Source organism: Paraburkholderia nodosa DSM 21604, assembly GCF_000519185.1.
Lineage (GTDB): Bacteria > Pseudomonadota > Gammaproteobacteria > Burkholderiales > Burkholderiaceae > Paraburkholderia > Paraburkholderia nodosa.
Map to the genome: position 1 here is coordinate 33,768 of NZ_JAFA01000008.1, position 24,620 is coordinate 58,387.

The 24,620-nt window shown below is 64.4% G+C and carries 25 protein-coding genes; 6 read left to right on the top strand and 19 right to left on the bottom strand.

The window, feature by feature from the left end; genetic code table 11:
* Positions 1 to 113 precede the first annotated feature (113 nt).
* The 12 genes from A3CW_RS0113350 to A3CW_RS0113405 form a co-directional block, all read right to left on the bottom strand.
* The gene (locus tag A3CW_RS0113350) at positions 114 to 638 is read right to left on the bottom strand and encodes an ureidoglycolate lyase (protein WP_028204024.1); all 525 of its coding nucleotides are present in this window, start codon (positions 636 to 638) and stop codon (positions 114 to 116) included.
* Between the two features lie 18 nt (positions 639 to 656).
* The gene (alc, locus tag A3CW_RS0113355; protein ID WP_028204025.1) at positions 657 to 1,667 is read right to left on the bottom strand and encodes an allantoicase; all 1,011 of its coding nucleotides are present in this window, start codon (positions 1,665 to 1,667) and stop codon (positions 657 to 659) included.
* 81 nt (positions 1,668 to 1,748) lie between these two features.
* Positions 1,749 to 2,270 (bottom strand): 2-oxo-4-hydroxy-4-carboxy-5-ureidoimidazoline decarboxylase, encoded by a 522-nt coding sequence (uraD, locus tag A3CW_RS0113360; RefSeq protein ID WP_028204026.1) that lies wholly within the window; start codon positions 2,268 to 2,270, stop codon positions 1,749 to 1,751.
* Positions 2,267 to 3,226, bottom strand: coding sequence for an allantoinase PuuE (gene puuE / locus A3CW_RS0113365; RefSeq protein WP_028204027.1), 960 nt, complete (start codon positions 3,224 to 3,226; stop codon positions 2,267 to 2,269). The genes uraD and puuE overlap by 4 nt, the downstream gene beginning before the upstream one ends.
* A gap of 257 nt (positions 3,227 to 3,483) precedes the next feature.
* The gene (locus tag A3CW_RS0113370) at positions 3,484 to 4,272 is read right to left on the bottom strand and encodes an aspartate/glutamate racemase family protein (RefSeq protein ID WP_028204028.1); all 789 of its coding nucleotides are present in this window, start codon (positions 4,270 to 4,272) and stop codon (positions 3,484 to 3,486) included.
* 37 nt (positions 4,273 to 4,309) lie between these two features.
* Positions 4,310 to 5,824 carry an NCS1 family nucleobase:cation symporter-1 gene (locus tag A3CW_RS0113375; RefSeq protein ID WP_028204029.1) on the bottom strand — a complete coding sequence of 505 codons (1,515 nt, stop codon included), beginning with the start codon at positions 5,822 to 5,824 and terminating at the stop codon, positions 4,310 to 4,312.
* Positions 5,825 to 6,123: 299 nt separating this feature from the next.
* Entirely contained in the window at positions 6,124 to 6,846 is a 723-nt protein-coding gene (locus A3CW_RS0113380) for a GntR family transcriptional regulator (RefSeq protein WP_028204030.1), read from the bottom strand.
* Positions 6,847 to 7,155: 309 nt separating this feature from the next.
* The gene (ldcA, locus tag A3CW_RS0113385) at positions 7,156 to 8,082 is read right to left on the bottom strand and encodes a muramoyltetrapeptide carboxypeptidase (RefSeq protein WP_028204031.1); all 927 of its coding nucleotides are present in this window, start codon (positions 8,080 to 8,082) and stop codon (positions 7,156 to 7,158) included.
* A gap of 25 nt (positions 8,083 to 8,107) precedes the next feature.
* Entirely contained in the window at positions 8,108 to 8,701 is a 594-nt protein-coding gene (tadA, locus tag A3CW_RS46200; RefSeq protein ID WP_051481459.1) for a tRNA adenosine(34) deaminase TadA, read from the bottom strand.
* 98 nt (positions 8,702 to 8,799) lie between these two features.
* Positions 8,800 to 9,210 (bottom strand): DnaJ family domain-containing protein, encoded by a 411-nt coding sequence (locus A3CW_RS0113395; RefSeq protein WP_028204032.1) that lies wholly within the window; start codon positions 9,208 to 9,210, stop codon positions 8,800 to 8,802.
* Positions 9,211 to 9,508: 298 nt separating this feature from the next.
* Positions 9,509 to 10,705 (bottom strand): amino acid aminotransferase, encoded by a 1,197-nt coding sequence (locus A3CW_RS0113400; protein WP_028204033.1) that lies wholly within the window; start codon positions 10,703 to 10,705, stop codon positions 9,509 to 9,511.
* A 43-nt stretch (positions 10,706 to 10,748) separates the two neighbouring features.
* A complete protein-coding gene (locus tag A3CW_RS0113405; RefSeq protein ID WP_028204034.1) occupies positions 10,749 to 12,143 on the bottom strand; it encodes an amino acid permease in 1,395 nt (464 codons plus the stop codon).
* A 254-nt stretch (positions 12,144 to 12,397) separates the two neighbouring features.
* Here A3CW_RS0113405 and A3CW_RS0113410 point away from each other — a divergent pair, with 254 nt between their 5' ends.
* The 4 genes from A3CW_RS0113410 to A3CW_RS0113425 all read left to right on the top strand — a co-directional run bounded on the left by A3CW_RS0113410 (position 12,398) and on the right by A3CW_RS0113425 (position 16,203).
* The gene (locus tag A3CW_RS0113410; protein ID WP_028204035.1) at positions 12,398 to 12,871 is read left to right on the top strand and encodes an Lrp/AsnC family transcriptional regulator; all 474 of its coding nucleotides are present in this window, start codon (positions 12,398 to 12,400) and stop codon (positions 12,869 to 12,871) included.
* Between the two features lie 211 nt (positions 12,872 to 13,082).
* A complete protein-coding gene (locus A3CW_RS0113415) occupies positions 13,083 to 13,823 on the top strand; it encodes an ATP-binding cassette domain-containing protein (RefSeq protein WP_028204036.1) in 741 nt (246 codons plus the stop codon).
* 206 nt (positions 13,824 to 14,029) lie between these two features.
* Positions 14,030 to 15,025: an ABC transporter permease gene (locus tag A3CW_RS0113420; RefSeq protein ID WP_028204037.1), complete on the top strand. Its 996-nt coding sequence runs from the start codon at positions 14,030 to 14,032 to the stop codon at positions 15,023 to 15,025.
* A gap of 185 nt (positions 15,026 to 15,210) precedes the next feature.
* Entirely contained in the window at positions 15,211 to 16,203 is a 993-nt protein-coding gene (locus tag A3CW_RS0113425) for a sugar-binding protein (RefSeq protein ID WP_028204038.1), read from the top strand.
* Between the two features lie 134 nt (positions 16,204 to 16,337).
* Here A3CW_RS0113425 and guaA read toward each other — a convergent pair whose 3' ends face one another.
* The 3 genes from guaA to guaB all read right to left on the bottom strand — a co-directional run bounded on the left by guaA (position 16,338) and on the right by guaB (position 20,296).
* A complete protein-coding gene (gene guaA, locus A3CW_RS0113430; protein WP_028204039.1) occupies positions 16,338 to 17,921 on the bottom strand; it encodes a glutamine-hydrolyzing GMP synthase in 1,584 nt (527 codons plus the stop codon).
* A gap of 179 nt (positions 17,922 to 18,100) precedes the next feature.
* A complete protein-coding gene (locus A3CW_RS0113435; protein WP_028204040.1) occupies positions 18,101 to 18,829 on the bottom strand; it encodes a hypothetical protein in 729 nt (242 codons plus the stop codon).
* Between the two features lie 6 nt (positions 18,830 to 18,835).
* Positions 18,836 to 20,296 (bottom strand): IMP dehydrogenase, encoded by a 1,461-nt coding sequence (gene guaB, locus A3CW_RS0113440; protein WP_028204041.1) that lies wholly within the window; start codon positions 20,294 to 20,296, stop codon positions 18,836 to 18,838.
* Positions 20,297 to 20,565: 269 nt separating this feature from the next.
* Here guaB and A3CW_RS46205 point away from each other — a divergent pair, with 269 nt between their 5' ends.
* On the top strand, positions 20,566 to 21,618 hold the full coding sequence (locus A3CW_RS46205) for a DMT family transporter (RefSeq protein WP_081771646.1): 1,053 nt from the start codon (positions 20,566 to 20,568) through the stop codon (positions 21,616 to 21,618).
* Positions 21,619 to 21,714: 96 nt separating this feature from the next.
* On the opposite strand, the gene A3CW_RS0113450 is transcribed toward A3CW_RS46205, so the two are convergent.
* Both A3CW_RS0113450 and A3CW_RS0113455 read right to left on the bottom strand, forming a co-directional pair.
* A complete protein-coding gene (locus A3CW_RS0113450) occupies positions 21,715 to 22,047 on the bottom strand; it encodes an RnfH family protein (protein WP_028204042.1) in 333 nt (110 codons plus the stop codon).
* Positions 22,044 to 22,481 (bottom strand): type II toxin-antitoxin system RatA family toxin, encoded by a 438-nt coding sequence (locus A3CW_RS0113455; RefSeq protein WP_028204043.1) that lies wholly within the window; start codon positions 22,479 to 22,481, stop codon positions 22,044 to 22,046. The genes A3CW_RS0113450 and A3CW_RS0113455 overlap by 4 nt, the downstream gene beginning before the upstream one ends.
* Positions 22,482 to 22,583: 102 nt before the next feature.
* Between A3CW_RS0113455 and smpB the strand changes: the two genes are divergently transcribed.
* On the top strand, positions 22,584 to 23,030 hold the full coding sequence (smpB, locus tag A3CW_RS0113460; RefSeq protein WP_028204044.1) for an SsrA-binding protein SmpB: 447 nt from the start codon (positions 22,584 to 22,586) through the stop codon (positions 23,028 to 23,030).
* A gap of 71 nt (positions 23,031 to 23,101) precedes the next feature.
* Here the strand turns inward: smpB and A3CW_RS0113465 are convergent, their stop codons facing one another.
* Together A3CW_RS0113465 and A3CW_RS46210 are read right to left on the bottom strand one after the other, a co-directional pair.
* A complete protein-coding gene (locus A3CW_RS0113465) occupies positions 23,102 to 24,061 on the bottom strand; it encodes an SPFH domain-containing protein (RefSeq protein ID WP_028204045.1) in 960 nt (319 codons plus the stop codon).
* Between the two features lie 56 nt (positions 24,062 to 24,117).
* Positions 24,118 to 24,603, bottom strand: a complete 486-nt coding sequence (locus A3CW_RS46210; protein WP_051481447.1) for an NfeD family protein — start codon at positions 24,601 to 24,603, stop codon at positions 24,118 to 24,120.
* Positions 24,604 to 24,620: the final 17 nt, after the last annotated feature.

The following is a 24,620-nucleotide window of genomic DNA, read 5'->3' on the forward strand; positions in this document are numbered from 1 at the left end:
GCAGCCGGCTCGACCAGAGCCACAACCCTGCTTCACCCGCCAGACGCAAAAAAAGCCACGGTCTCGACCGTGGCTTTTTCCAGCTGATACGGACTGCTGTGTAATTTCGTGAATTAGCGCATCGCGGCCTTCATCGCTTCTTGCGTCAACCAAAACGACTCCGCCAGATCCTGCTCGTTGAGATTGAGCCCATCCCCACCGCGATCGACGACGATGAAATCGCTCACCTCGCCCAACGCGATCAGCGGATGATGCCAAACGCCCTTCGCATAATTCACGCCCTGCCAGCCGCGCGAAACGAAAGCACGAATCTGCGTGACGTCCAGCTCGCCCGCCGGCGCGACCACCACCAGATACGGCTTGTCGTTGAGCGGCACGAACGCCTGACTGCCCAGCGGATGCCGTTCGAGCATCTTCACTTCGAACGGCAGTTCGCGCGGCTGCCCGCGAAAAAGATTCACGAGCGTGCGGCCGCCTTCGTCGGTCACATCCACGTTCGCGAGATCGTGAAAGCGGATGGTCGTGCCCAGATTGATCGGAATCTGCTTCGCGCCCGCGAGCTCGATCACATCGCCGAAGGGTGCGAACGCCTCGGGCGTGAGCGGCTCGATGGTCAGCGTCGTCCTTGTTTCACTCATGATGGCCTCGTCAGCGTATCAGGCGAGCGTGCCCCAGAGGCGTACACGCGAAACGCCGCCGTCCGGGATGATGTTGAAGCGCACATGCGTAACCGGGCCGAGCGCCGCGAGCTCGCTTTCGTAGTAGTGCTGCTTGTCCATCTGCAGCTTCTGCTCGCCGAGCAGCACCGGCCAGAACATGGCCTGGGTCACGAGCGAACTGTCCGTGCCGCCCACCACGCGCGCGGCCTGGAACGAGCAGCGGTCCGGGTAGTTGCCCTTGAAGTGCGCCGTATCGACTTCGATCTTCTTGATGATGCCCGGCTGCGCGAGCGCGATGATCGCCCAGTCGTTGCCCGGTTCCCGGCGGCGGCGCGTTTCCCAGCCGTCGCCCATGTTCACGCCGCGGCCCGGCATGAGCAGCGTGGAGGCCATGCCAAAGTGCTGGTTGTTCGCGCCAACGAGGTACGCGCCGTTTTCCATCGCGGCCAGGTCGAACATTTCGGTGCGGCTCGCGCCCGCCCAGTCCACCTGCGGCTGGCCGTACACGCGCAGACGCGCGATGCCGCCATCGGGATAGATATTCACGCGCAGGTGCGTGTACGGCTTGTCGCTGGACACTTCCACGTAATGGTGGCTATTGCCGTTCAAGGAGGTCGAGGGAACGATCTCCGTCCATTGCGTCGCGGCAGTGGGTGCGCCGTCGGCCACATACGCGCCCTCCACCGATGCCGCCGGCGGGTAGTTGCCCGTGAAGTGGCTCGTGTCGATATCGAGGCCCTTGATTACGCCGGGGCGCGCGAGCTTCACGATGCACCAGTCAGAGCCGGTCGTGCGCTTGCGGCGCGTTTCCCAGCCGTCCATCCACTTGCCGTGTTCGTCGTACTTGCCCGGAATAAAGACGGCCGGCTCCGGATTGAGCATGCGATCCTTCGGCGCGAAGAAGTCGTCGCTCGCCTCGAGCGCCTGCGCGCCCAGGCGCGGGTCCGCGAGATTCACGAAGCGGCGCGTGAAATCGGGGGCGTTGGGGTCGAGAGTCGGGAGTGCCATCGTTGTCTTCCTTCGTGTCTTTTCTGTAGATCAAAACGGCGCTGCGCCCCCTCGCGAAAAGCCGGCGGGCGCATCGCCACGTTACGCGTCGATCAGCTCGTCCAGCCTGAAGCGCGCAATACGGTAAATCTGGTCGAGGCTCGCGCGCAATTCATCGGTGCGGCTGTTGTTCACGCGCGCCTCGAAGTTGGCCATGATGCCGTGGCGGTCATAGCCGCGCACCGCGAGAATGAATGGGAATCCGAACTTCTCGCGATACGCGCCATTGAGCGCGAGCAGCTTGTCGAACTCTTCCTGCGTGCACTGGTTCAGACCCGCGCCGCTTTGCTCGCGCGTGGATTCGGCGGTCAGCTCGCCGCGCACGGCGGCCTTGCCCGCAAGCTCCGGGTGGGCGTTGATGAGCGCAAGCTGCTGCACCTCGCCCGAGGTTTCCACGGCCTGTGACATGGTGCGATGCAGCGCGTCGATGTTCGCAAACGGGCGCTGCTGCGCGGCCGCAGCGGCGACCCAGGGCGAGTGCTCGAAGATGCCTGAAAGCGCCGCCACGAAGGCGTCGACCGAGGCTTGATTCAGCTGTTCGAGGGTGTAGTGCATTGCCTTCATGCGGCGGCCCCGCGGTGGTCGTTCTGCTGCGGTTGGTAGGGATGATGCTCGCGCCAGTGTCGCGCGATGTCCACGCGGCGCGTGACCCACACGCGCTCGTGTTTTTCGATGTGATCGAGAAAGCGCTGCAGCGCGCGAAAACGCCCAGGGCGCCCGAGCAGCCGGCAGTGCATGCCGATCGAGAGCATCTTCGGCGCTTCGTCGCCTTCTTCGTAGAGCACGTCGAATGCGTCGCGCAAATAGGTGAAGAAGTGGTCCGCCGTGTTGAAGCCCTGGGGCGAAGCGAAGCGCATGTCGTTCGTGTCGAGCGTGTAAGGCACGATCAGTTGCGGCGCCGACTTGCCGCCTGTGACCTCGACGTCCATCCAGAACGGCAGGTCGTCGCCGTAGTAATCGGAGTCGTAGAGGAAGCCGCCATACTCGGCCACGAGGCGATGCGTGTTCGGGCTGTCGCGCCCCGTGTACCAGCCGAGCGGGCGCACGCCCGTCACGCGCTCGATTGCTTCCATGCCGAGCTTCATATGCTCGGCCTCCTTGGCGGGCGAGACGTCCTGGTAGTGAATCCATCGATACCCGTGGCACGCGATCTCGTGGCCCAGCTCGACGAACGCGCGCGCGACTTCGGGATGACGCTCGATCGCCATACCCACGCCGAACACGGTGAGCGGCAAACCGCGCTTTTCGAATTCGCGCAGGATGCGCCACACGCCCGCGCGCGAGCCATATTCGTAGATCGACTCCATGCTCATATGGCGCGCGGGATACGCCGCGGCGCCCACGATTTCGGAGAGGAACTGCTCGGAGCCGGGGTCGCCGTGCAGCACGCAGTTTTCGCCGCCCTCTTCGTAGTTGAGCACGAACTGCACCGCGACGCGCGCCTGACCGGGCCAGTTGGCCTGCACCGGATACCGGCCATAACCGATCAGATCGCGGGGATATTGGGGATCGAGTGGCATGCTGGTCGAATCAATCGAATAGAGAGGATGAAACGAAATATCCGCGTAACGGCGAGGCGCCGTGAAGCGGCCGCCGGCGCTGCTTTGCAAGGCCTGACGAACGGTCCGCGCAACCTGCTTACAGGACCGGACCAGTGTAGCGAAATCACCCGTACGCGCCCATACGCACGCTCAGATAGTACGGGTCAAGCGAGGTGTATGTGGCCGCCCGATCTGGCGTAGCTGGGCGGCCACCCCCGCTTGCACGCGTTGCGCGTTTACCCGTAGCGCAACGGCCGCACCGGCGGCGGCGTTTCCGTGGCCGGGGCGGGATTAGTCGGGCTGAAACGCGCGAATTCGCCGTCGTAACGCTTGGCGAGCGGTCGCGCGAAGTCGCCGCGCTTGCCGGTCTTGAGGCGCAGCGCGACGAGCACCTCCACCCATTTCACGGCGGCCGTCACGCCGTCGACCACCGGCACGCCGAGTGCGTCCTCCACCTGCGCGCACAAGCTCGTCATGCCCGCGCAACCGAGCACGATCGCGTCGGCGCCATCTTCTTCGAGCGCGCGGCGGCACTCGTCGACGATCGCGCGGCGCGCGGCCGATCCCGGTTCATCGAGTTCGAGCACGGCCACGTCGATCGCGCGCACGTTGCGGCAAAAACGCGTCATGCCGTAGCGCTCGGCGAGGTGCCAGGCCATTGCGCGAGTGCGCGAGAGCGTCGTCACGACCGAGAAGCCCGGCGCGAGCACACTCGCCGCATGCATCGCGGCTTCCGCGATGCCCACGACGGGCCCGCGCGCCAACTCGCGCGCCGCGTAAAGGCCCGGGTCTCCAAAGCACGCGATCACGTAGCCGTCGAAGCCCTCGCGCTCGCCCGCCTCCACTTCGGCGAGCAGACCGGGCGTGGCGAGCGCCTCGTCGTAATAGCCTTCGATCGACGGCGGGCCCATCGTCGGGCTCACCGCCACCACCTCCGTGCCCGGTGCGATCACGTCGCGCGCGCACTGCTCCATCGCGGCGGTCATACGCTGCGTGGTGTTCGGATTGATCAATTTGATGCGCATTTCGATTCCTTCGTCGATGCCTGGTTTTGCGTGAAGCTCATGCGTTTGCGCGAGCGCGTTCGCCCATCGTGAGCGCGCGATAGAACAACGCGCTGAGCGCGGCGCCAATGAACCACGAGAAGTTCGCCGCGCCGCCGAGCGAAGGCACCATCACGCAGAGAATCGCGATCACCGCTGCGGGCAGCAAAGCCGACACCGCACGCCAGTTCACGCCGTTGCGATACCAGTACGCCCCCTTCGGCGACACCGAGTAGAGATCGTCCACGGCAAGACGCCCGCGCTTCACGAGATAAAAGTCCACGATCAGGACACCATACAAAGGCCCGATGAAGGCGCCAAGCACGTCGAGCGTGTAGTGAATCACAGCCGGGTTGTTGAAGAGATTCCACGGCGTGATGAAGATCGAGGCCACGGCGGCGAGCATGCCACCCGCACGCCAGCTAATGAGCCGAGGCGCGACGTTGGAAAAATCGAACGCGGGCGAAACGAAGTTCGCGACGATGTTGATGCCGATGGTCGCAATCGTGAACGTGAGCGCGCCGAGAATCACAGCGGTCGGATGATCGATGCGGCTGACCGTTTCGACGGGGTCGGTGATCAGTTCTCCGAACAGAGGGAGCGTAGCCGAAGTCGTGATGACCGTGACGAGCGAGAAGGCGAGAAAGTTGACCGGCAGTCCCCAGAAGTTGCCCTTGTGAACGCTCTTGAGCGACTTGCCATAACGCGAAAAGTCGCCGAAATTGAGCATCGGCCCCGAGAAATACGACACCACGAGCGAGATCGCCGTGATCATCACGGGAATCACTTCGGTACCGTGATACTTCACCTGGCCAAGATTCAGACCGATGTTGTGCCAGCCCGCGCGATACACCATGTAACCCGCGAGCGCGAACATCACGACATAAACCGCCGGCCCCGCGAAGTCGATGAACTTCTTGATGGTCTCCATGCCGTTCCAGAACACGAGCGCCTGCAGCACCCAGAGCGTCATGAAGCCGGCCCAGCCAATCGCGGAAAGCCCGAGCAAGCCGTGCTTGTGAACGTCGGCATAAGGCATGAGTTGCGGAACGAACTTGAGCACGACAATCACGAGCGCGCTCGAAGCGAGATAGGTCTGGATGCCGTACCACGCCACGGCGATGAGGCCGCGGATCACGGCGGGAATGTTGGCGCCGAGCACGCCGAAGGTGCCGCGACACGCCACCGGATACGGCACGCCGTGACGCTGGCTAGGCCGCGCGATCAGGTTGCAGAGCACATTGACGATGGAGATGCCGACGATCAGCGCGACGAGCACTTGCCAGCTCGTGAGGCCGAGCGCGAAGAGGCTCCCCGCGAACACGTACCCGCCGACGCTATGCACGTCGGACATCCAGAACGCGAAGATGTTGTACGCGCCCCAGGTCTGCTCCTTGAGCGGTGCAAGGTCGTGGTTGTAGAGCCGCTCGCTGTAGCCGGCTGGCAAGCGCAGATTATCTGCGGACTCGCTGCTTTCGCCAGATTCGAAGTTGGGCACTGCCGGACTGCCAGGTGACGCGCTGAACTGAGCCATGATCCGCTCCTTGGATGGATATGCCGACGGAAAAAAGACGCCTGAACGCCTCGAAACGCGTGCGTACCGCCGCTAGACGCGGCCGCCGCGATATCCCCGAATGGTCTGGCCTTCGCAGGCACTGCGCCGGTCGCCGCTTGCGGGCGCCCTGTAACGCGGTGCTTGTTCGAGCCGTACGCATGCCCTGCATGCGCCCCACTCCATCCTTTTCAGCCGCGGCGGCCACCGTTCGGAGTGGTCCGCCGCGCTTTACTGCAATCCTTTACTTCAATCCGTTCCAGTGCCGCGCCAGAAGCGCATCAGCGTGCAAGCGAGGTCGCCTCACGAGCGCTGAATACTTCCTGCAAGTCGACCGAAGCGCCCGCCGGCCGGTCGAGCATCCTGAGCTCGACACCCTGCAAATGGCGCACCATGAGGTCGACGGCCTCTTGCTCGTCGCCGGCCTCGAGCGCTGCGAGAATCGCCTCGTGATCGTCGAACGAACACGGACTGCGTCCCGGCGATTCGTAGAGCGCTGAAATCAGCGTCGAGCGCGCCACGAGCCCGCCCAGGCAATCGCACAGCACCGTATTGCCGGTGAGCGTGGCCAGCGACGTATGAAACTCGCCCGAAAGGCGGATCCACGTCGGAAAGTCGCGCCCCTCAAAGGCCTTGCGCTCGCGCCTGATCGTCTCGCCGATGGTCTTCAGCCGACGGCTGCTGTGCTGCGCGCTGCAGATGCGACCCACCACTGCCAACTCGATGATCCGCCGCATCTCAAACACCTCGTGCACCTCCTGGAGCGACGGGCTTGCGACGAACGCGCCACGATTGGGCTCCAGATCCACGAGATGGTCCTTCGCGAGCAGCGCGAGCGCCTGGCGGATCGGGCCACGCTTCACGCCGAATACTTCGCACAACTGCGCTTCAGTCAACTTCGCGCCGGGCGGCAGCCGGTGCTCGAGAATCGCGGCGCGGATTCGCGCGGCGATCGCCTCGGGCTTCATGCCGGTTGCTTCGGCGTCGATATCGGTCTTTCGCATGGTTCGGGTCTCTATGTTGGGTATCCTAGGTTGGACATAAATATTGTCAACAATTTTGTGGGCGAACCTGGGGAAGATCCCCACCTGCGCGTCGGCTGCCACATGCCTCTTATCGGTGAAACGCGCTTTATTTCGGGGAATTCAGCGCCTGCATGGTGATTCGTCGCCCCAATCCGGTCACATTTTTTGTCAACAATTTAGAGAGGAAGCGTTGACGTGAACATTGTCTGATGCCGCCCGGAATTGGCCGTTAGTTGCATAAGACTCCATAAAAAAAGCGCCCGGAAGCGCTTCTGTGTCAGTGCGAAATCAACCCAGATGCGGATACCCGCTCACGGTCAGCTCGAAACCATGTGCGGTGGTGGTCAGCTGCGCCGGCGCGCCCATCGGCAGCGTGACCATATCCGGAATATGACCGAACGGCAGGCCCGTCACCACCGGAATGCCAACCACGGCACGCACCTGCTCCACCATTTCGCGCAGATCGTAGCCGTTGTCGTAATCGAACTGCTTGTGGCCGGTGAAGTCGCCCAGCACCAGGGCTTGCTGGCGAGCAAGAATGCCGGTCAGATGCAGCTGATAAATCATGCGCTCGACGCGGAACGGCTGCTCGTTCACATCTTCGACGAACAGGATGCCGCCCTCGACCGGCGGCAGATAAGGCGTGCCGATCAACGAAGTCAGCACGGCCAGATTGCCGCCCCAGAGCGTGCCCGAAACATTCGTCGACTGGGCCTGCGGCGCATTCACCTTGAGCGTGTATTTCGGTTTCGAGAGCGCGTCCCAGAAGTGATGCATCGTGAAGCTGCTGAGGCTCTCGGCGCCGAAGTCGCTGCAGAGCATCGGACCGCCGAATGTCGTGAGCCCGGCGCGCGCGAGCAGCGCAAGCTGAATGGCGGTGAAATCGCTATGCCCCACGAACGCAATGGGCTGATCGGCCAAACGCCGTTGCAGTCCGTCGTAATCGAGACCGTGCAGGATGCGCACCGCGCCGTAGCCTCCACGCACGGCGAGTACGATGTCCGGCAGCTCGCGCGACGGGTCGGCGAGGCGATTCAGTTCGGCCGCGCGCTGGCCATCCGTGCCGGCAAAGCGCTGATAGCGCCGTTCGGTCGACTGCACGCCGTCGACGTGATGGCCTTGCGCCCGCAACCGCGCAAGCGCGCGATGCACTGCTTCCTGGTCATGCGGATAACCGGACGGTGCGATCAGTTCGATGGTGCGATGAATGGTCATGTCGAATTCGATTCAACCGTGAGATTCAACCCGCAGGTTCGCCCGGACCGGCGACACCAGTCCCTCCCTGCGTTTGCTCAGCCTGTTCGCGAGCCGTGCGCCGCGCTTCCCGGCTCGCGCGGCGCCGGTCGGCGAAGAACGCGCGCAGCGCCTCGCCGCACTCGTCCGCCAGCACGCCACCCGATACGCTCGTCTGATGATTGAGCTGCTCATTGGCGAAGGCGTCGACCACGCTGCCGCAGGCGCCGGTTTTCGGGTCATGCGCGCCGAACACCACACGTGCGATGCGCGCGTGCATGATCGCGCCGGCGCACATCAGGCACGGTTCAAGGGTCACATAGAGTTCGCAGCCGGGCAAGCGGTAGTTTCCCAGCGCGTGCGCGCCCGCGCGCAAGGCCGCCATTTCGGCGTGCGCGGAGGGATCGTGCGCGCCGATCGGGTGATTGAAGCCCGAGGCGATCACTTCGTCACCGCGTACGAGCACCGCGCCCACAGGCACTTCGCCGGCGGCGCGCGCCTCTTCGGCGGCCGCCTGCGCGAGGCGCATGAAATGCCGGTCGCGCTCGGAAACGGAATCGGGTTGGACGTCGGATTGAGGCGCGCCTGTGGACGCCGTCATGAGCAGATCGGCGGGAACCGATCCGGCAGGCAAACGGGCAGCCGGGTGCGCCTCTTCGCGTTCGCCGCCGGGAGCGTCTGGCTGGACGGGACTGCCCGTCACGCGGCCCCCGCCGGGAGCCCCGGGAGACCGGGCTCGCCCGCTGCGCGTTCGGACAAACGCTCCGCGATGCGGCGGCGATATTCGTGCGGCACGACCATCGGTCCGCCGCGCAAGGATTCGAGCGCCATGTCGAGCGCCAGCATGCGCGCGCGCAGACGGCATTGCGCGGCCTTGTCGCCCACCGTGGCGAGCGCTTCCTCGAGGTCGCGCAAGGCCCGCAGCTGTTCGACTGCGGGCGGCACGAAGCCCGCGTTCTTCAGGATGCGGTGGGCTATGCGCACTTCTTCGGGCACGAGCAGGTCGTCGTCGAGCGTCTGCGGCGCACCGGCGCCGGGCAGGTCGTCGAGGTCACCGCGCGCGGCCGCGGCGGCAATCCGTTGTTCGACGAGGGCATCAAGCAATTTCATCAGGAATCCACTACGTTGCGGCTCACGCATTCTATCAGGGTAAGACCTGGAAGACCGTGCGCAGCTGGCATGTGTGCCATCTACTCGCTACAGCTTGACAGACTGGCGGTTTGATGCGGGACAAATAGGCGTGGACGGCGATTTCTCGAATCGTCAGATGGCAGGCGGCGTTGCCGGTGGATGCGGCACCGGCACGCGGTTCCGGGGCTGGATGTGAAAACGCCGCTGGAGTGTCCGGCTCGTACCGGCACACCAGCGGCGCTAGAAAGATATCGGGGCACTCAGCCCCGCCCTTCCCTTAGTCCTTCATCACCTTGCCGACCGCGTCGACCACCACGCTCACGTTTTTCTCGTTGAGGCCTGCCACGCACATACGGCCCGAGCGCAGGACATACACGCCGAATTCCTCTTTCAGGCGCTCGACCTGCTTCTCGCTCAAGCCTGTGTACGTGAACATGCCGCGCTGCTTTACGTAGCGAGCGAGCGCCGCTTCGCTCGCATGGGCGCTCAGGCCGTCGTGAATCGCCACGCGCATGCGCGCAATGCGCTCGCACATCGCCGTCAGCTCCTGCTCCCACGACGCCTTCAGTTCCGGCGTGCTCAACACACGGGTGACGATCTTCGCGCCGTGAGTCGGCGGATTGCTGTAGTTCGCGCGCACCGAGCCCGTGAGCTGGCCGAGCACACGGTCGGCGGCCGCCGCGTCTTCGCAGATCACGTGCAGGCCGCCACAACGCTCGCCGTAGAGCGAGAAGTTCTTCGAGAACGAATTCGCCACGAGCGCCGGCACACCGCGGCGCGCAAGCTCGCGCACCGCGAACGCGTCGTCCTCGAGGCCCGCGCCGAAGCCCTGATACGCCATATCGACGAACGGCAGCAGATCGCGCTTTTGCAGCACGTCGATCAGTTGCTCCCACTGCGCGCGATCCAGATCGACGCCCGTCGGGTTATGGCAGCACGCGTGCAGCAGCACGACGCTCTTCGCAGGCAGCGCGTCGATGGCCGAGAGCATCGCGTCGAACTTCAGGCCGCCCGTCACCTCGTCGTAGTACGGGTACGTGTTCACCGTGAAGCCCGCGCGCTCGAAGATGAAACGATGGTTCTCCCACGTCGGATCGCTCACCCACACCTGGCTGGTCGCAAAGTAGCGCTTGATGAAATCGGCGCCCACCTTGAGCGCGCCCGAGCCGCCCAGCGTCTGCACGGTCGCGATGCGGCCGGCCGCGCGCGACGGGCAGTCAGCGCCGAACACCAGCGCCTGCACGGCGTCGCGGTACTGCGCGAAACCGGCCATCGGCAGATACGGCTTCGGACCCGGCTCCTCGAGAATCGCCGCCTCGGCCGCGTGAACGGCCTTCATGACGGGCAGACGGCCTTCGTCGTCGAAGTAGATGCCAATGCTCAGATTGACCTTGTTCTGACGCGGGTCCTTCTGGAAGTTCTCGTTAAGCGAGAGGATCGGGTCGCCGGGGTAGGCATCGATGTGTTCGAACATGCTGTTTAACTCTCTGGACGAAATTCGGGACGAATATCAGCGCTTACGGAGCCGGCACGCCGCGTTGCAGCGCCGGCGCCGACTTGCGGCACCACAGGCGGTAGGCGAGCCCGAGCACGCCCAGCCAGACCGGAATCAGGTACACGGAAATGCGCAGATCCGGAATCAGATACATTACAACGAGAATGCCGCCGAGGAACGCGAGACATACGTAATTCGTCAGCGGATAGCCAAGGCTGCGGAACGTGGTCGTCTGACCCGCGCGCGCCTTCTCGCGGCGGAACTTCAGGTGAATCAGGCTGATCATCGCCCAGTTGATGATGAGCGCGGACACGACGAGCCCCATCAGCAACTCAAACGCCTTGCCAGGCATGAAATAGTTGATGATCACGCAGGCGGCCGTGACGAACGCCGACACGCCGAGCGCCGCCAGCGGAATACCGCTCCGGCTCACCTTGAGCAGCGCCTTCGGCGCATTGCCCTGCTGCGCGAGGCCGTAGAGCATGCGGCTGTTGCAGTACACGCCGCTGTTGTAGACCGAGAGCGCCGCCGTCAGCACGACGAGATTGAGCACGTTGGCCACGAGGTCGCTGTTCATCGCGTGGAAGATCAGCACGAAGGGGCTGCCGCCAGCCACGACCTTCTGCCACGGGTAGAGCGAGAGCAGCACGCCGAGCGCGCCGATGTAGAAAATCAGGATGCGGTAGATCACCTGATTCGTCGCGCGCGGAATGCTGTGCGAGGGATCATCGGCCTCTGCCGCGGTGATACCGACCAGCTCCAGCCCACCGAACGAGAACATCACGACCGCCATGGCCATGACGAGACCCGAGACGCCGTGCGGGAAGAAGCCGCCATTGCGCCAGAGGTTCGACACGCTCGCCTCGGGACCGGCCGAGCCCGAAAACAGCAGCCAGCCGCCGAAGGCGATCATGCCGACAATCGCGAGCACCTTGATGATGGCGAACCAGAATTCGAGCTCGCCGTACGACTTCACACTCGTGAGGTTGATGGCGTTGATGACCACGAAGAACACGAGCGCCGAGACCCACGTGGGCAAAGTCGGCCACCAGTAGTGCATGTAGATGCCGACCGCCGAAAGCTCGGCCATGCTCACGAGGATGTAGAGCACCCAGTAGTTCCAGCCGGAGAGAAAGCCCGCGAACGGGCCGAAATACTTGTCGGCGAAATAGCTGAACGAACCGGCGACGGGCTCGTCCACGACCATCTCGCCCAGTTGCCGCATGATGAAGAACGCGATGATGCCGGCGATGCCGTAGCCGAGCAGCACCGAAGGGCCGGCGGTCTGAATCGTCTGCGCAATGCCGAGGAACAGGCCCGTGCCGATCGCCCCGCCCAGCGCAATGAGCTGGATGTGGCGATTCTTGAGGCCGCGTTTTAGCTGGCCGCGATTTTCACGCGTGTCGTTTGAAACCATGTCTCTTCCTGTCTCCGACTTATCTGCGCGGGGCCAAAGCATCCGGGTGGGACGCCGGCTCCGCTCCACGAAATAAAATTGCGCGCACAACCTTCTGCGCCGGCGCGCTGCCAGGCTTGGGGGTATTGGCCGCCAGCCCGATCGGGTGCGCCCAGTGTATAGTTGGCGCGGAAAAATATGATTTCATCTCGTACGCAGGCAAACCCTGATTGATACAATTCCCTCTCTCCTAAAACCCATCTCACGCAAGATAAATGCAAAATCTCGCGCTCGATACGATCGACATGCGGCTACTCGCCGCACTGCAGGAGCACGGCCGCGCCTCGAACCTCGAACTCGCGGCCGCGATCAAGCTCTCGCCCGCGCAGACACTCAGGCGTCACCGGCGGCTCGAGGAACTCGGCGTGATCCGGCGCTACGAGACTCGCCTCGACGCGCAGGCGCTCGGCTTCGGCGTGGTCGCCTTCATTCAGGTAACGATGGAGCGCGGGCACATGCGCGAGCTCATCAAGTTCAAGGAGCTCGTCGCGACGTTGCCGCAGGTGCAGGAGTGCTACTCCGTGACTGGCGATATCGACTACGTTCTGAAGGTGGTGGCGCGCGATCTCAAGGCGCTTTCCGAGTTCCTGCTCGATACGCTGATGCGCGCGCCCGGCGTGAACAGCGTGCAGTCGATCGTCTGCCTCGATGAACTCAAGGGGACGAGCGCGATGCCGCTGGAAGCCTGAGACAAGCGCGCGCCAGGTCCGTCTGGCGGGGTTTTTCGGCGAAAATGCAATTTTATCTCATCGGCGGCCTGCTGGCGGCGCAGCAGGACCGGCTGATGAAATAGTCTTGCTAAAAGGCCCATCGTGCTCTAAAAAACATGCTAGTTAGCATGTCTACTGGCCACCCTGGACACTGCAACGGGCGGCTTCACAAGCGCGAGCGCGACAGTCCATGAGTCTTCTTGAGCTCAGAGGCGTTTCCAGGCACTTCGGCGCCATTCAGGCGCTGACTGACGTGACGTTGAGCCTGGAACCCGGCCAGGTGGTCGGACTGATGGGCGACAACGGGGCCGGAAAATCCACGCTGGTGAAGGTCATCGCCGGCAACTTCCCGCCCTCCCATGGCGAAGTTCTCATCGACGGCAAGCCTGTTCATTTCGGCAGACCCGTGGACGCCCGCGCCAAGGGCATCGAGGTCGTGTATCAGGACCTCGCGCTCTGCGACAACCTCACGGCGGCGGCCAACGTCTTTCTCGGGCGCGAGCCGCGCATCGGCATATGGCCCTTTCGCGTGCTCGATCACGCGGCCATGTACCGGCGCGCCGCCGAGCTTTTCAAGGAACTGAAGTCCGAGACGCGCCCGCGCGATCTCGTCCGGCAAATGTCGGGCGGCCAGCGCCAGGCCGTGGCGATTGCGCGCACGCGACTGTCCGACGCGCGGCTCGTGCTCATGGACGAACCCACCGCTGCGATCAGCGTGCGCCAGGTGGTGCAGGTGCTCGACCTCATCAAACGCCTGTCCGAACACGGCATTGCCGTCATTCTCATCAGTCACCGCATGCCTGACGTTTTCGAAGTCGCCCACCGCGTGGTCGTCATGCGGCGCGGGCGCATGGTGGCGGACAAGCAGATCGAAGCCTCTTCGCCGGAGGAAGTCACCGGCCTGATCACCGGAGCCATCGCCGCCGCCTGAAGATGCCCGCGCGCGACGGCGTTGCAGGGGCCGCACAAGCGCTGAAGCGCCGGGTGCGGCCGACAGCTTTGCATGGGGCCGCACCAAGCGCTGAAGCGCCAAGTGCGCGCCGACAGCTTTGCATGGGGCCGCACTAAGCGCTGAAGCGCTAAGTGCGGCCGACAGGAGACCCGAAATTGAACGATGCGCCGCAAAGGCCAAACCCGATGCCGACTTTGCTTGACGACCCCCAATCCGCGAAGACCCACACGCGCTGGAGCGGACTGCTCGCGAGCCAGGTGTTCTGGGTGGTGCTGGCGACGCTCGTTGCCTGCGTCCTGCTCTCGTTCGTTACCTCCACGTTCGCCACGCCGCAAAACCTCTTCAACGTCACGCGCAACTTCGCCTTCGTCGCCATCGTCGCGCTGGGGATGATGGCCATCATCGTTACAGGTGGGATCGACATTTCGGTCGGCTCGACGATCGGCCTGAGCGGCATCGTGCTCTCCGTCACGATGAACGCGGGCTACCCGATCTGGGCCGGCATCGGCCTCGGCCTGCTCACTGCGGGGCTGGTCGGCCTCGTGAACGGCCTGCTCATCGCGTATCTCAACATGCAGCCTTTCGTCGTGACGCTCGGCATGCTGAGCGTAGGCCGCAGCCTCGCGCTCGTGATCTCCGGAAGCCGGACCATCTTCGAATTCGGACCCGACGGGCACAAGCTCCTCGTGCTCGGCGGCGGCAAAACGCTCGGCGTGGCCAATCCCGTGTGGTTTCTGATCGTCCTCGGCGTGCTGTTCTGGTTCGCCTTCGCCTTCACGCGTTGGGGCCGCTATGTCTTCGCGGTCGGCGGCAACCGTCATGCGGCAAATCTCACGGGCGTGCCGGTGCGGCGCGTGATCTGCTCGGTGTATGTGCTGGGCGGCCTGATGGCAGGCGTCGCGGCCATTCTCGAAGTGGGCTGGCTCGGCGCGGTGACCACCGGCCTCGGCACCGGAGACGAACTCCGCGTGATCGCCGCCACGGTGATCGGCGGCACCAATCTCGCGGGCGGCGTGGGCAGCGCGTTCGGCACGATCGTCGGCGCCGCGCTCATCGAGGTGATCCGCAACAGCCTGATCCTGCTCGGCGTGGACTCGTTCTGGCAGGGCACGGTCGTGGGCGGCTTCATCATCATCGCCGTGCTGTTCAACCGGCTCGGCGGCGAGCGGCAAGAAGACTGAACGGATTTCAGGGAGGCGCGGCCGGACTGCACGTGGAACCGCCGGACGTGAGCCATTACAAGAAACGCGACTCGTTGCGCGAGGTTCCGCAGAAAGCCCAAGGCACGGGCGCGGGCTTTCCTTCCGATGACGAAAACTGTACGAGACACGCGCGCCGTACAACCGGCGCCGCACAGGAGGAAACCATGAAGAAAGCGTGGAAGTATCTCGCTGCGATCGGGGGGCTCGCCATGCTGGCCTCTTCCGCCTACGCAGCCGACAAGACCCTCGCGCTGGTCGTGAAGGGCCTCGACAATCCGTACTTCGACCTCATGCACCAGGGCTGCGACCGGGCCAACAAGGAGCTCAGCAAACAGGGCTACAACTGCTATTACACCGGCCCCGCGACAGCCGCGGACGAAAGCGCCGAAGTGCAGATCGTCGACGACCTGCTGACCAAGGGCGTCGCGGCGATTGCGATATCGCCGTCGAACGCGCCGGCCATTGCCGAAGTGATCCGCCGCCGCAACGCGAAGATCCCGATCATCACCGCGGACGCCGACCTGCTGCCGAAGGACCAGTCGTTGCGCAAGTCGTATGTGGGCACCGACAACTACGAGCTGGGCGTAAAGCTCGGCGAGCAGTTGAAGACGCTGATGCCCAAGGGCGGCAACATCTGCCTCGTGATGGGCAACCCCGCGGCCGAGAACATCAACCAGCGCGCCCAGGGCACGCGCGACGTGCTCTCGGGCAAGAAAGGCATCAAGAAGCTGGCGGGCGAAAACAACTGGCACGAGATCAGCGCCTGCCCGCTCTACGTGAACGACGACGCCGCGAAAGCGAACCAGATGATGCAGGACACGCTCACCGCGAACGCCAGCACGCTGCAGGCGTTCGTGTTCGAGGGCGGCTGGCCGCTCTTCGCACCCGAGGCGTATTCGCAGGTGGTCGCGCCGATCATGGACAAGATCAACAGCGGCCAGTTCGTGATCGTTTCAGCCGATACGCTCGGACCGGAACTGCAGGCCCTCAAGGACCACAAGGTCAATGCGCTGGTCGGGCAGCGGCCTGAGGAAATGGGCTATCAGGCGGCGATGGTGATGCGCGACCTGGCGGAGGGAAAGACGGTGAAGCCGATCGTTCACACGGGTCTCGACGTTTGCACCTGGAAGAACGCGGATACGTGCCTGAAGCATTGAGCGCGTAACCCTGCGGGACCCTGGGCTCGGTCTGCACGAGCGCCGACAGGTCATCACCAGAAGCAAAAAAACCCGCGCCGGCACAATGTGCCGGACGCGGGTTTTTGCATCGCCAGCAGGCTAGCGGGAGAACCTCACTCCCACTCGATCGTCGCGGGCGGCTTGCCCGAGATGTCGTACACCACACGGTTGATGCCGCGCACTTCATTGATGATGCGGTTCGATACGTGGCCCAGCAGTTCGTGCGGCAGGTGCGCCCAGTGCGCCGTCATGAAGTCGAGCGTCTGCACCGCACGCAGCGCAACGACATACTCGTAGGTGCGGCCATCGCCCATCACGCCCACGCTCTTCACCGGCAGGAACACGGCGAACGCCTGGCTCGTGAGTTCGTACCACGACTTGCCGGTTTCCTTGTCGATCGTGTTACGCAGCGTCTCGATGAAGATCGCATCGGCACGGCGCAGCAGATCCGCAAAATCGCGCTTCACTTCGCCGAGAATGCGCACGCCGAGGCCCGGGCCCGGGAACGGATGGCGATAGACCATTTCGTGCGGCAGGCCGAGCTTCACGCCCAGTTCGCGCACTTCGTCCTTGAAGAGTTCGCGCAGCGGTTCGAGCAGCTTGAGGTTGAGCGTTTCCGGCAGGCCGCCCACGTTGTGGTGGCTCTTGATCGTGTGCGCGGCCTTCTTGCCCTTGCCGGCCGACTCGATGACGTCCGGATAGATCGTGCCTTGCGCGAGCCATTTGGCGTCGCTGAGCTTGCCCGCTTCCGTCTGGAACACTTCGACGAACTCCGCGCCGATGATCTTGCGCTTCGCTTCCGGATCGGTCACGCCCGCGAGCTTCGACATGAACGCTTCGCTCGCGTCGACGTGGATCACCTTCACGCCGAGGTTGTCGGCGAACATCGACATCACCTGCTCGGCTTCGTTCAGACGCAGCAGGCCGTGATCGACGAACACGCAGGTCAACTGGTCGCCAATCGCACGATGCAGCAGCGCCGCCGCGACCGACGAATCCACGCCGCCCGAGAGGCCGAGAATCACGTGCTCGTTGCCCACCTGCTTGCGGATCGTCTCGACGGCTTCGTCGATGTAGTGGCCCATCTCCCAGTCGGCCTTCGCGCCGCAGATGCCGAGCACGAAGCGCTCGAGCATCGCGCTGCCCTGCACCGTGTGCGTGACTTCCGGGTGCCATTGCAGGCCGTAGAAGTGGCGCGCTTCGTCGGCCATGGCCGCGATCGGGCACGATTCCGTCGATGCCATCAGCTGGAAGCCCGCCGGCATTTCCGTGACCTTGTCGCCGTGGCTCATCCACACCTTGAGCATGCCGTGGCCTTCGCTCGTGCGGAAGTCTTCGATGCCTTCGAGGAAGCTCGTGTGATTGCGCGCGCGCACTTCAGCGTAGCCGAATTCGCGCAGGTGCCCGCCGTCCACCTTGCCGCCGAGCTGCTCGGCCATCGTCTGCATGCCGTAGCAAATGCCGAGAACCGGCACGCCCAGTTCGAACACGGCTTGCGGCGCGCGCGGCGTGTCGGTGTCGGTGACCGAATTCGGGCCGCCGGAGAGGATGATGCCCTTCGGCGCGAATTCGCGCACGAATGCGTCGTCCACATCGTACGGATGGATTTCCGAATAAACGTGGGCTTCGCGCACGCGGCGAGCGATGAGCTGGGTGACTTGCGAGCCGAAGTCGAGGATCAGGATTTTGTCGTGCATGGCTGCGGACGAGACCTAAAAAAGAACGGATACATAAAGCCGCGCGACAGTTCAAACGCGCGCAGCGTGAATTCATCAGGACCGGAGCCCCGCGCTACGGCGGCACCGGGTGGCGCAAGTTCGGGTGTGCTTCGGGCGCACTGCGTCTGCTGTTTCGGAGGCCGGGTTTGCGCGCGGCCTCAGCCACGCAGCGGCGGCCTCGGTGCGTCGGCCGCTTCGTCGCGAGCCGCCTGGCGCGCCTCTTGAGCTTGCGCCGGGCTGGCAGGCGGCGGCGTAACCGGCGACGGACGGGGCGTAACCGGCGGGACCGCCGCGGGCGTCACGGTCGGGACTTCGACCACGGGCTCGACCGGCGCTGCGGGCCGGTTCGGCTCACGCGCACTACCCCACGCCGTTTGCGGAGCACCGGGCTTCGCGTACGTCACCGGCTCCTCGCGTCGCGCCTTGGCGGCTTTGCGAGCTTCGCGCGCGTCGCGCCGCTGCGCGGCGGCTTCGGCCGGCGTGGTTCTTTCGCGCTTGCGCACCAAACCCGCCAGCCGCGCACCGCCCAACCCAAGGACGATCAGCCAGACGCCCACCGCGCCAGCCACCAACTGGCCGAAGCCCGTGAGCTGCGGACTACGCACGCCGATCAGCCAGACCAGCATCAGCACGCCCGCAATCCAGTTGACGTGCCCCACGGTGCGACCCACGGGCACCGTCATCTCCCCGTGGAAGGCCGCGCGCAGCGCGAGCCACGCGAAACCCAGCAGCACCACGCCGAAAGCCTGCCCAACGAGCGCCGGTTGCGGTTGCACCAGTTGCAACGCGTTGTAGACCAGGGTCCAGGGCGTGAGAACGAACAGCACGCCGAACCCCAGCAACGTCAACGCATCGACAATCAGCAGCACGCGCAGCAGCGGCTTCATCGAGGTTTAGTCCACGTGATAGTTGGGCGCTTCCTTCGTGATCTGCACGTCGTGCACGTGCGACTCGTGCAGGCCGGCGCCGGTAATCTGCACGAACTCCGCCTTCGCATGCAGGTCTTCGATCGTCCGGCAGCCGCAGTAGCCCATCGAGGCGCGCACGCCGCCGATCAGCTGGAACAGGATGGCGTTGATGGGACCCTTGTAGGCGACACGGCCTTCGATGCCTTCCGGCACGAGCTTGTCGATGTTCGCCGAGTTGTCCTGGAAGTAGCGGTCTGCGGCGCCGTCCTTCATCGCGCCGACCGAGCCCATGCCGCGATACGACTTGTACTGGCGGCCCTGGTACAGGAACACGTCGCCCGGCGACTCTTCCGTGCCCGCGAACATGCTGCCCATCATCACGGCGTTCGCGCCGGCGGCCAGCGCCTTCGAAACGTCGCCCGAGTAGCGCACGCCGCCGTCGGCGATGCACGGCACGCCCGTGCCCTTGAGCGCTTCCGAGACATTGGAGATCGCGCTGATCTGCGGCACGCCCACGCCGGCCACGATACGCGTCGTGCAGATCGAGCCAGGACCGATGCCGACCTTCACGCCATCCGCACCGTACTCGACGAGCGCGCGCGCCGCGTCGGCCGTGGCAATGTTGCCTCCGATCACTTCGACGTGCGGGAAGTTCTTCTTGACCCAGCGAACGCGCTCGAGCACGCCCTTGCTATGGCCGTGCGCCGTATCCACGACGATCACGTCGACGCCGGCTTGCACCAGCAGCTCGACGCGCTCTTCGTTGTCGGGACCGACGCCGACTGCCGCGCCCGCGCGCAGCTTGCCGTGCTCGTCCTTACAGGCAGCCGGGTGCTCGGTCTGCTTGGTGATGTCCTTGACGGTCATGAGACCGCGCAGCTCGAACGCGTCGTTGATGACCAGCACGCGCTCGAGGCGGTGGCTGTGCATGAGCGCCTTGGCTTCGACGAGCGGCGTGCCTTCCTTGACGGTGACGAGGCGCTCGCGCGGCGTCATGATCGAGCGCACCGGCTCATCCAGACGTGTTTCGAAACGCAGGTCGCGGTTCGTGACGATGCCGACGAGTTGCGCACCTTCCACGACCGGGAAACCCGAAATGCCATGCTGCTGCGAGAGCGCGATGACGTCGGCGACCTTCATTTGCGGCGGAATCGTGATCGGATCGCGCACGACGCCCGACTCGAAGCGCTTCACCTTCGCGACCTCGCGCGCCTGCTCGGCCGGCGTGAGGTTCTTGTGGACGATGCCGACGCCACCCTGCTGCGCCATGGCGATTGCCAGACGGCCTTCCGTAACGGTATCCATAGCGGCCGACACGAGCGGAATGTTCAGGGAGATATTGCGGGTCAGCCGGGTCTTCAGGCTGGTGTCGCGCGGGAGAACGTCGGAAAAGGCGGGGACGAGGAGCACGTCATCGAACGTGAGTGCTTTCTGGATCAGACGCATGGCAAATCCTATAGGCGCAAAAGCAGATTATACGCGATAGCGCCCTGGAAATCATCAGCGCTAACAGTAGCTTAGCGCCGTTTTCGGGATTATTTCCACGCTCCGGCCCTGCCGGCGAGAGCCGTGCGGGCGCGGCTCGCCTCCGACCCGAATATCGGGCGCACGCTGCAGGATTGAACAAGACGGGTGCGCACGCCTCCAGTTATGCTTCGGGCCGTCCTGTCAAAACGGCCCGCCTGGGCCGCGCGAAGTTTCTGGAGGCAATACAAATGCAGCGTGGTGTGTTGTACGGCGTGCTCGCCGGCGCGTTATGGGGAACGGTGTTCCTCGTACCCCGGCAACTGGCGGAGTTCTCACCATTGCTCCTGAGCGCGGGCCGCTACGCGATGTATGGGCTCGTCTCACTCGCCGCGCTGGTGCCCATGCTGCGCCGCGTCTGGCCGCGCATGACGCGCGCCGACCTCGTCGCGCTCGTGAAACTCGCGCTCGTGGGCAACGTGCTCTATTACCTGTTTCTCGCAAGCGCGATTCATCTGGTGGGCATCGCGCCGGCCTCGCTGATCGTCGGCGTGCTGCCCGTCACCGTCACGCTGCTCGGCCGCCGCGACCATGGCGCCTTGCCGCTTTCGCGTCTGGTCTGGCCGCTTGCGATGATCGCGGCCGGTATCGTCTGCATCAACGTGGACGTGTTCACCGCCGCCAGCGAGGCAGGCGGTGCGAGCGTCCTCACGCGCATTGCGGGCATTGGCTGCGCCGTCGGCGCGCTCGTGTGCTGGACCTGGTTCGCGGTCGAAAACGCGCGTTATCTGCAGCGCAATGCGCACTTCAGCGGCAACGAATGGTCGGTGCTCTGGGGCGTGGTCACGGGCGCGCTCGGCGGCCTGCTCTGGCTCGGCATTCTCGTCGTGCCGTCGCACTGGGTGCAGGAAACCGTGGCCGCCGGCCGCTGGACCACGTTCTGGCAGTTGAATCTGGTGCTCGCGATCGGCGCGTCATGGCTCGGCAACGGCCTCTGGAACGCGGCCGCCAAGCGCTTGCCGCTCACGCTCTCGGGCCAGATGATCGTGTTCGAGACGCTGTTCGCCCTGCTCTACGGCTTTATCTACGATCACCGGCTGCCGCGCGGGCTGGAAATCGCCGCGATCGTGCTGCTGGTGGCGGGCGTGAGCTGGTCGGTACGCCAGCATTCGGGCGGCCCCGAAGATACCGCGCACGGCGACGGCATCGTGCCGGACGGCGATCTGCCGGGCATCGGCAACGACAGCGGCCGCGCGCACCCCAACGCCGACGCGAAGCGAAGCGGCCGCACGACCACCGCCTGAGCGCACCGGGCCGCAAAAAGCCGAATGGGCGAGACAGCGCAAGCTATCCCGCCCATTGCGTTCGTGCGGCAAATCCGTGGCAACCCGCCTCGAGCCTTAGCGCGAGTCCTTGGGCAACCACTTGCGCCCCTCGATCGAGCCTTCCTTGCGGGTCTTGTCGACACGGCGCTGGCGCGCCATCTTGGGATCGACGATCAGCGGCCGATAGATCTCCACGCGGTCGTGGTCGGCGAGCACGGTGTCGAGCGGCTTGAGCTTGCCGTACACGCCCACCCTGAGCTGCGCCAGATCGATCTCGGGATGGCGCGCGAGAATGCCGCTCGCATCAATGGCCTGCTGGACGGTCGCGCCCGCGGGCAGTTCGATGCTGATGAGCGTCTGCGCATCCGGCAGCGCGTAGCAGACGTCGATGGAGAGATTCGCGCTCATGGCTTGCCGTAGCGCTGGTCGGCGCGCTTCACAAAGGAGTCGACGAAGGTGTTCGCGATGTGATGGAACACGGGCCCGATGAGCTTCTCGAGAATGATGTTTGAAAACTCGTAATGCAGCGCAAACTCGATCTTGCAGGCGTCGGCGCGCAGCGGCGTGAAACGCCAGTAGCCCGTGAACTTGCGAAACGGGCCATCGGCGAATTCCATGTCGATGCGCTCGGGCCGCTTTTGCGAGTTGCGCGTGGCGAAGTGTTGCTTGATGCCCTTGAAGTTGATGTCGATCTTCGCCTCCATACCGCTGTCGTCCTGACGGCGAATCTCGACGCCGCCGCACCACGGCAGGAAGTTGGGGTAGTCGGCGACGTCGGTGACGAGGTCGAACATTTGTTCCGCCGAATGGCGAATCAACACGGTTTTCTGGACATCCGCCATAAATTGCGCAATGCGTGGCTAGGGTGAAAGCGCTACGGGCTTTCGGAAGCCCGCTTTGCTAAAATCGCAATTTTAAACGAGTTGGGCCAATCCCATTTTCCTATGAGCATCATCGACAACAGAAAAGCGTTCTTCGATTACTTCATCGAAGAGCGCCACGAGGCTGGGCTCGTGCTGGAAGGATGGGAAGTCAAGGCCATGCGCGCCGGGCGAGCCAACATCAAGGAAAGCTACGTCATGATCAAGGACGGCGAGCTCTACCTGATCGGCACGCACATCAGCCCGCTGCCCGAGGCCTCGACGCACATCCAGCCCGACCCCACGCGCATCCGCAAGCTGCTCCTGAAGCGCGAAGAAATCGACAAGCTGATCGGCAAAGTGGAGCAGCGCGGCTTCACGCTCGTGCCGCTGAACTTTCACTACAAGGGCGGCCGCGTGAAGTGCGAGATCGGCCTCGCCAAGGGCAAGAAGCTGCACGACAAGCGCGAAACCGAGAAGAAGCGCGACTGGGAGCGCGAAAAGGCGCGCCTGATGCGCTCGCCCACCTGATTCTTCCGCAGGCGTTCAGATGGACAACGGGCCGCTCACGCGGCCCGAGTCATTTTCGGCGGCCTGAGCGCTTATGCGCCCTTCGTCGCCCCAGCCCCGCTGATCTGCCCCTCGCGCAGGCCCGCCCGGTTCACGATCGTCAGCGCGGAAGCGATCATCGTGCTCAGGTCGCCCATGTTGCCTGGCACGATCAGCGTATTGCCCTGTTTCGCCAGATTGGCGAAGGCATTCACGTACTGTTCGGCCACCTTGAGATTGACGGCATCCATCCCGCCATGCGCCTGGATCGAGTTGCCGACCTTCTGGATGGCCTGCGCGTTCGCCTCGGCCACCGCGAGAATGGCGGCCGCCTGACCCTGCGCCTGGTTGATCGCCGCCTGACGCTCGCCTTCCGACTTCTGGATCGCCGCCTCGCGCGCGCCGGCGGCCAGGTTGATCTGTTCCTGCTTGCGGCCTTCCGAGGCCGCGATGAGCGCGCGCTTTTCCCGCTCGGCGGTGATCTGCGCCTGCATGGCGTGGAGGATTTCCTTCGGCGGCGTGAGATCCTTGATTTCGTAGCGCAACACCTTGACACCCCAGTTCGATGCGGCCTCATCGAGCGCCGACACGACGCTATGGTTGATGAAGTCGCGTTCCTCGAAGGTCTTGTCGAGTTCGAGCTTGCCGATCACCGAGCGCAGCGTGGTCTGCGAAAGCTGCGTAATCGCGAACACGAAATTGCTCGAGCCGTACGACGCCTTCATCGGATCGGTCACCTGGAAGTACAGCACGCCATCGACCTGAAGCTGCGTGTTGTCGCGCGTGATGCAGACCTGGCTCGGCACGTCGAGCGGAATTTCCTTGAGCACGTGCTTGTAGGCCACGCGATCCACGAACGGCAGCACGATCGTCAGCCCCGGCGTGAGCGTGCCGTGGTAGCGCCCAAGCCGTTCGAGCACCCAGGCATGCTGTTGCGGCACGATCTTGATGGTCTGCGCGATCAGCACGATGACGATCACGAGCAGAATCAGGCCGACGACTGGGACTTGCATACGGGACCTCCGTTCGCTTCTGTGTGGTGTGTTGGTGTGATTCTGAATTCGGCCCGTCACGCGTGGCGCGCGTCGTCGCGAGCGGTGCCGGGCGCACTGGCTTCGCGCTGCTCTCGCTTCGCCGCAACGACGAGGCAACTGCCGCGCACCGCCTTGATTTCATAGAGAGGCGCATCTTCGGGCTCGCCGGGCGCGAGTTCGACGTCCCATTCGGCGCCGCGATACATCGTGCGCGCGCGACCGTTGCGCCATGCGGCGACGGCCAGTGTCGCGCCAATATCGAGGTTCACGCCCGGATCGGTCGAGGCGTCGGTCATGCGCCGGCGGCGGCCAAAGCGCGAGCGCCGCAGCGTGACCACGGCCGCGAGCCCGACCACCGCCGCGACGATCAGCTGCACGTCGAGCGGCGCGCCAAGCTCATAGCTGAGCGCGCCGGCGAGAAAGCCGAGTGCGATCATCAAGAGGTAAAACGTGCCGGTCATCAGCTCGGCGACGATGAGCACGCCAGCGGCAATCCACCAGAACAAACCATGCGGACCCACGACGACCTCCCAAAGTA

What these genes read in the sequence shown, in the direction of transcription:
- A3CW_RS0113350 (WP_028204024.1), bottom strand. Translation starts at nt 638, where the DNA reads ATGAGTGAAACAAGGACGACGCTGACCATCGAGCCGCTCACGCCCGAG.
- alc (WP_028204025.1), bottom strand. Translation starts at nt 1,667, where the DNA reads ATGGCACTCCCGACTCTCGACCCCAACGCCCCCGATTTCACGCGCCGC.
- uraD (WP_028204026.1), bottom strand. Translation starts at nt 2,270, where the DNA reads ATGAAGGCAATGCACTACACCCTCGAACAGCTGAATCAAGCCTCGGTC.
- puuE (WP_028204027.1), bottom strand. Translation starts at nt 3,226, where the DNA reads ATGCCACTCGATCCCCAATATCCCCGCGATCTGATCGGTTATGGCCGG.
- A3CW_RS0113370 (WP_028204028.1), bottom strand. Translation starts at nt 4,272, where the DNA reads ATGCGCATCAAATTGATCAATCCGAACACCACGCAGCGTATGACCGCC.
- A3CW_RS0113375 (WP_028204029.1), bottom strand. Translation starts at nt 5,824, where the DNA reads ATGGCTCAGTTCAGCGCGTCACCTGGCAGTCCGGCAGTGCCCAACTTC.
- A3CW_RS0113380 (WP_028204030.1), bottom strand. Translation starts at nt 6,846, where the DNA reads ATGCGAAAGACCGATATCGACGCCGAAGCAACCGGCATGAAGCCCGAG.
- ldcA (WP_028204031.1), bottom strand. Translation starts at nt 8,082, where the DNA reads ATGACCATTCATCGCACCATCGAACTGATCGCACCGTCCGGTTATCCG.
- tadA (WP_051481459.1), bottom strand. Translation starts at nt 8,701, where the DNA reads ATGACGGCGTCCACAGGCGCGCCTCAATCCGACGTCCAACCCGATTCC.
- A3CW_RS0113395 (WP_028204032.1), bottom strand. Translation starts at nt 9,210, where the DNA reads ATGAAATTGCTTGATGCCCTCGTCGAACAACGGATTGCCGCCGCGGCC.
- A3CW_RS0113400 (WP_028204033.1), bottom strand. Translation starts at nt 10,705, where the DNA reads ATGTTCGAACACATCGATGCCTACCCCGGCGACCCGATCCTCTCGCTT.
- A3CW_RS0113405 (WP_028204034.1), bottom strand. Translation starts at nt 12,143, where the DNA reads ATGGTTTCAAACGACACGCGTGAAAATCGCGGCCAGCTAAAACGCGGC.
- A3CW_RS0113410 (WP_028204035.1), top strand. Translation starts at nt 12,398, where the DNA reads ATGCAAAATCTCGCGCTCGATACGATCGACATGCGGCTACTCGCCGCA.
- A3CW_RS0113415 (WP_028204036.1), top strand. Translation starts at nt 13,083, where the DNA reads ATGAGTCTTCTTGAGCTCAGAGGCGTTTCCAGGCACTTCGGCGCCATT.
- A3CW_RS0113420 (WP_028204037.1), top strand. Translation starts at nt 14,030, where the DNA reads ATGCCGACTTTGCTTGACGACCCCCAATCCGCGAAGACCCACACGCGC.
- A3CW_RS0113425 (WP_028204038.1), top strand. Translation starts at nt 15,211, where the DNA reads ATGAAGAAAGCGTGGAAGTATCTCGCTGCGATCGGGGGGCTCGCCATG.
- guaA (WP_028204039.1), bottom strand. Translation starts at nt 17,921, where the DNA reads ATGCACGACAAAATCCTGATCCTCGACTTCGGCTCGCAAGTCACCCAG.
- A3CW_RS0113435 (WP_028204040.1), bottom strand. Translation starts at nt 18,829, where the DNA reads ATGAAGCCGCTGCTGCGCGTGCTGCTGATTGTCGATGCGTTGACGTTG.
- guaB (WP_028204041.1), bottom strand. Translation starts at nt 20,296, where the DNA reads ATGCGTCTGATCCAGAAAGCACTCACGTTCGATGACGTGCTCCTCGTC.
- A3CW_RS46205 (WP_081771646.1), top strand. Translation starts at nt 20,566, where the DNA reads ATGCAGCGTGGTGTGTTGTACGGCGTGCTCGCCGGCGCGTTATGGGGA.
- A3CW_RS0113450 (WP_028204042.1), bottom strand. Translation starts at nt 22,047, where the DNA reads ATGAGCGCGAATCTCTCCATCGACGTCTGCTACGCGCTGCCGGATGCG.
- A3CW_RS0113455 (WP_028204043.1), bottom strand. Translation starts at nt 22,481, where the DNA reads ATGGCGGATGTCCAGAAAACCGTGTTGATTCGCCATTCGGCGGAACAA.
- smpB (WP_028204044.1), top strand. Translation starts at nt 22,584, where the DNA reads ATGAGCATCATCGACAACAGAAAAGCGTTCTTCGATTACTTCATCGAA.
- A3CW_RS0113465 (WP_028204045.1), bottom strand. Translation starts at nt 24,061, where the DNA reads ATGCAAGTCCCAGTCGTCGGCCTGATTCTGCTCGTGATCGTCATCGTG.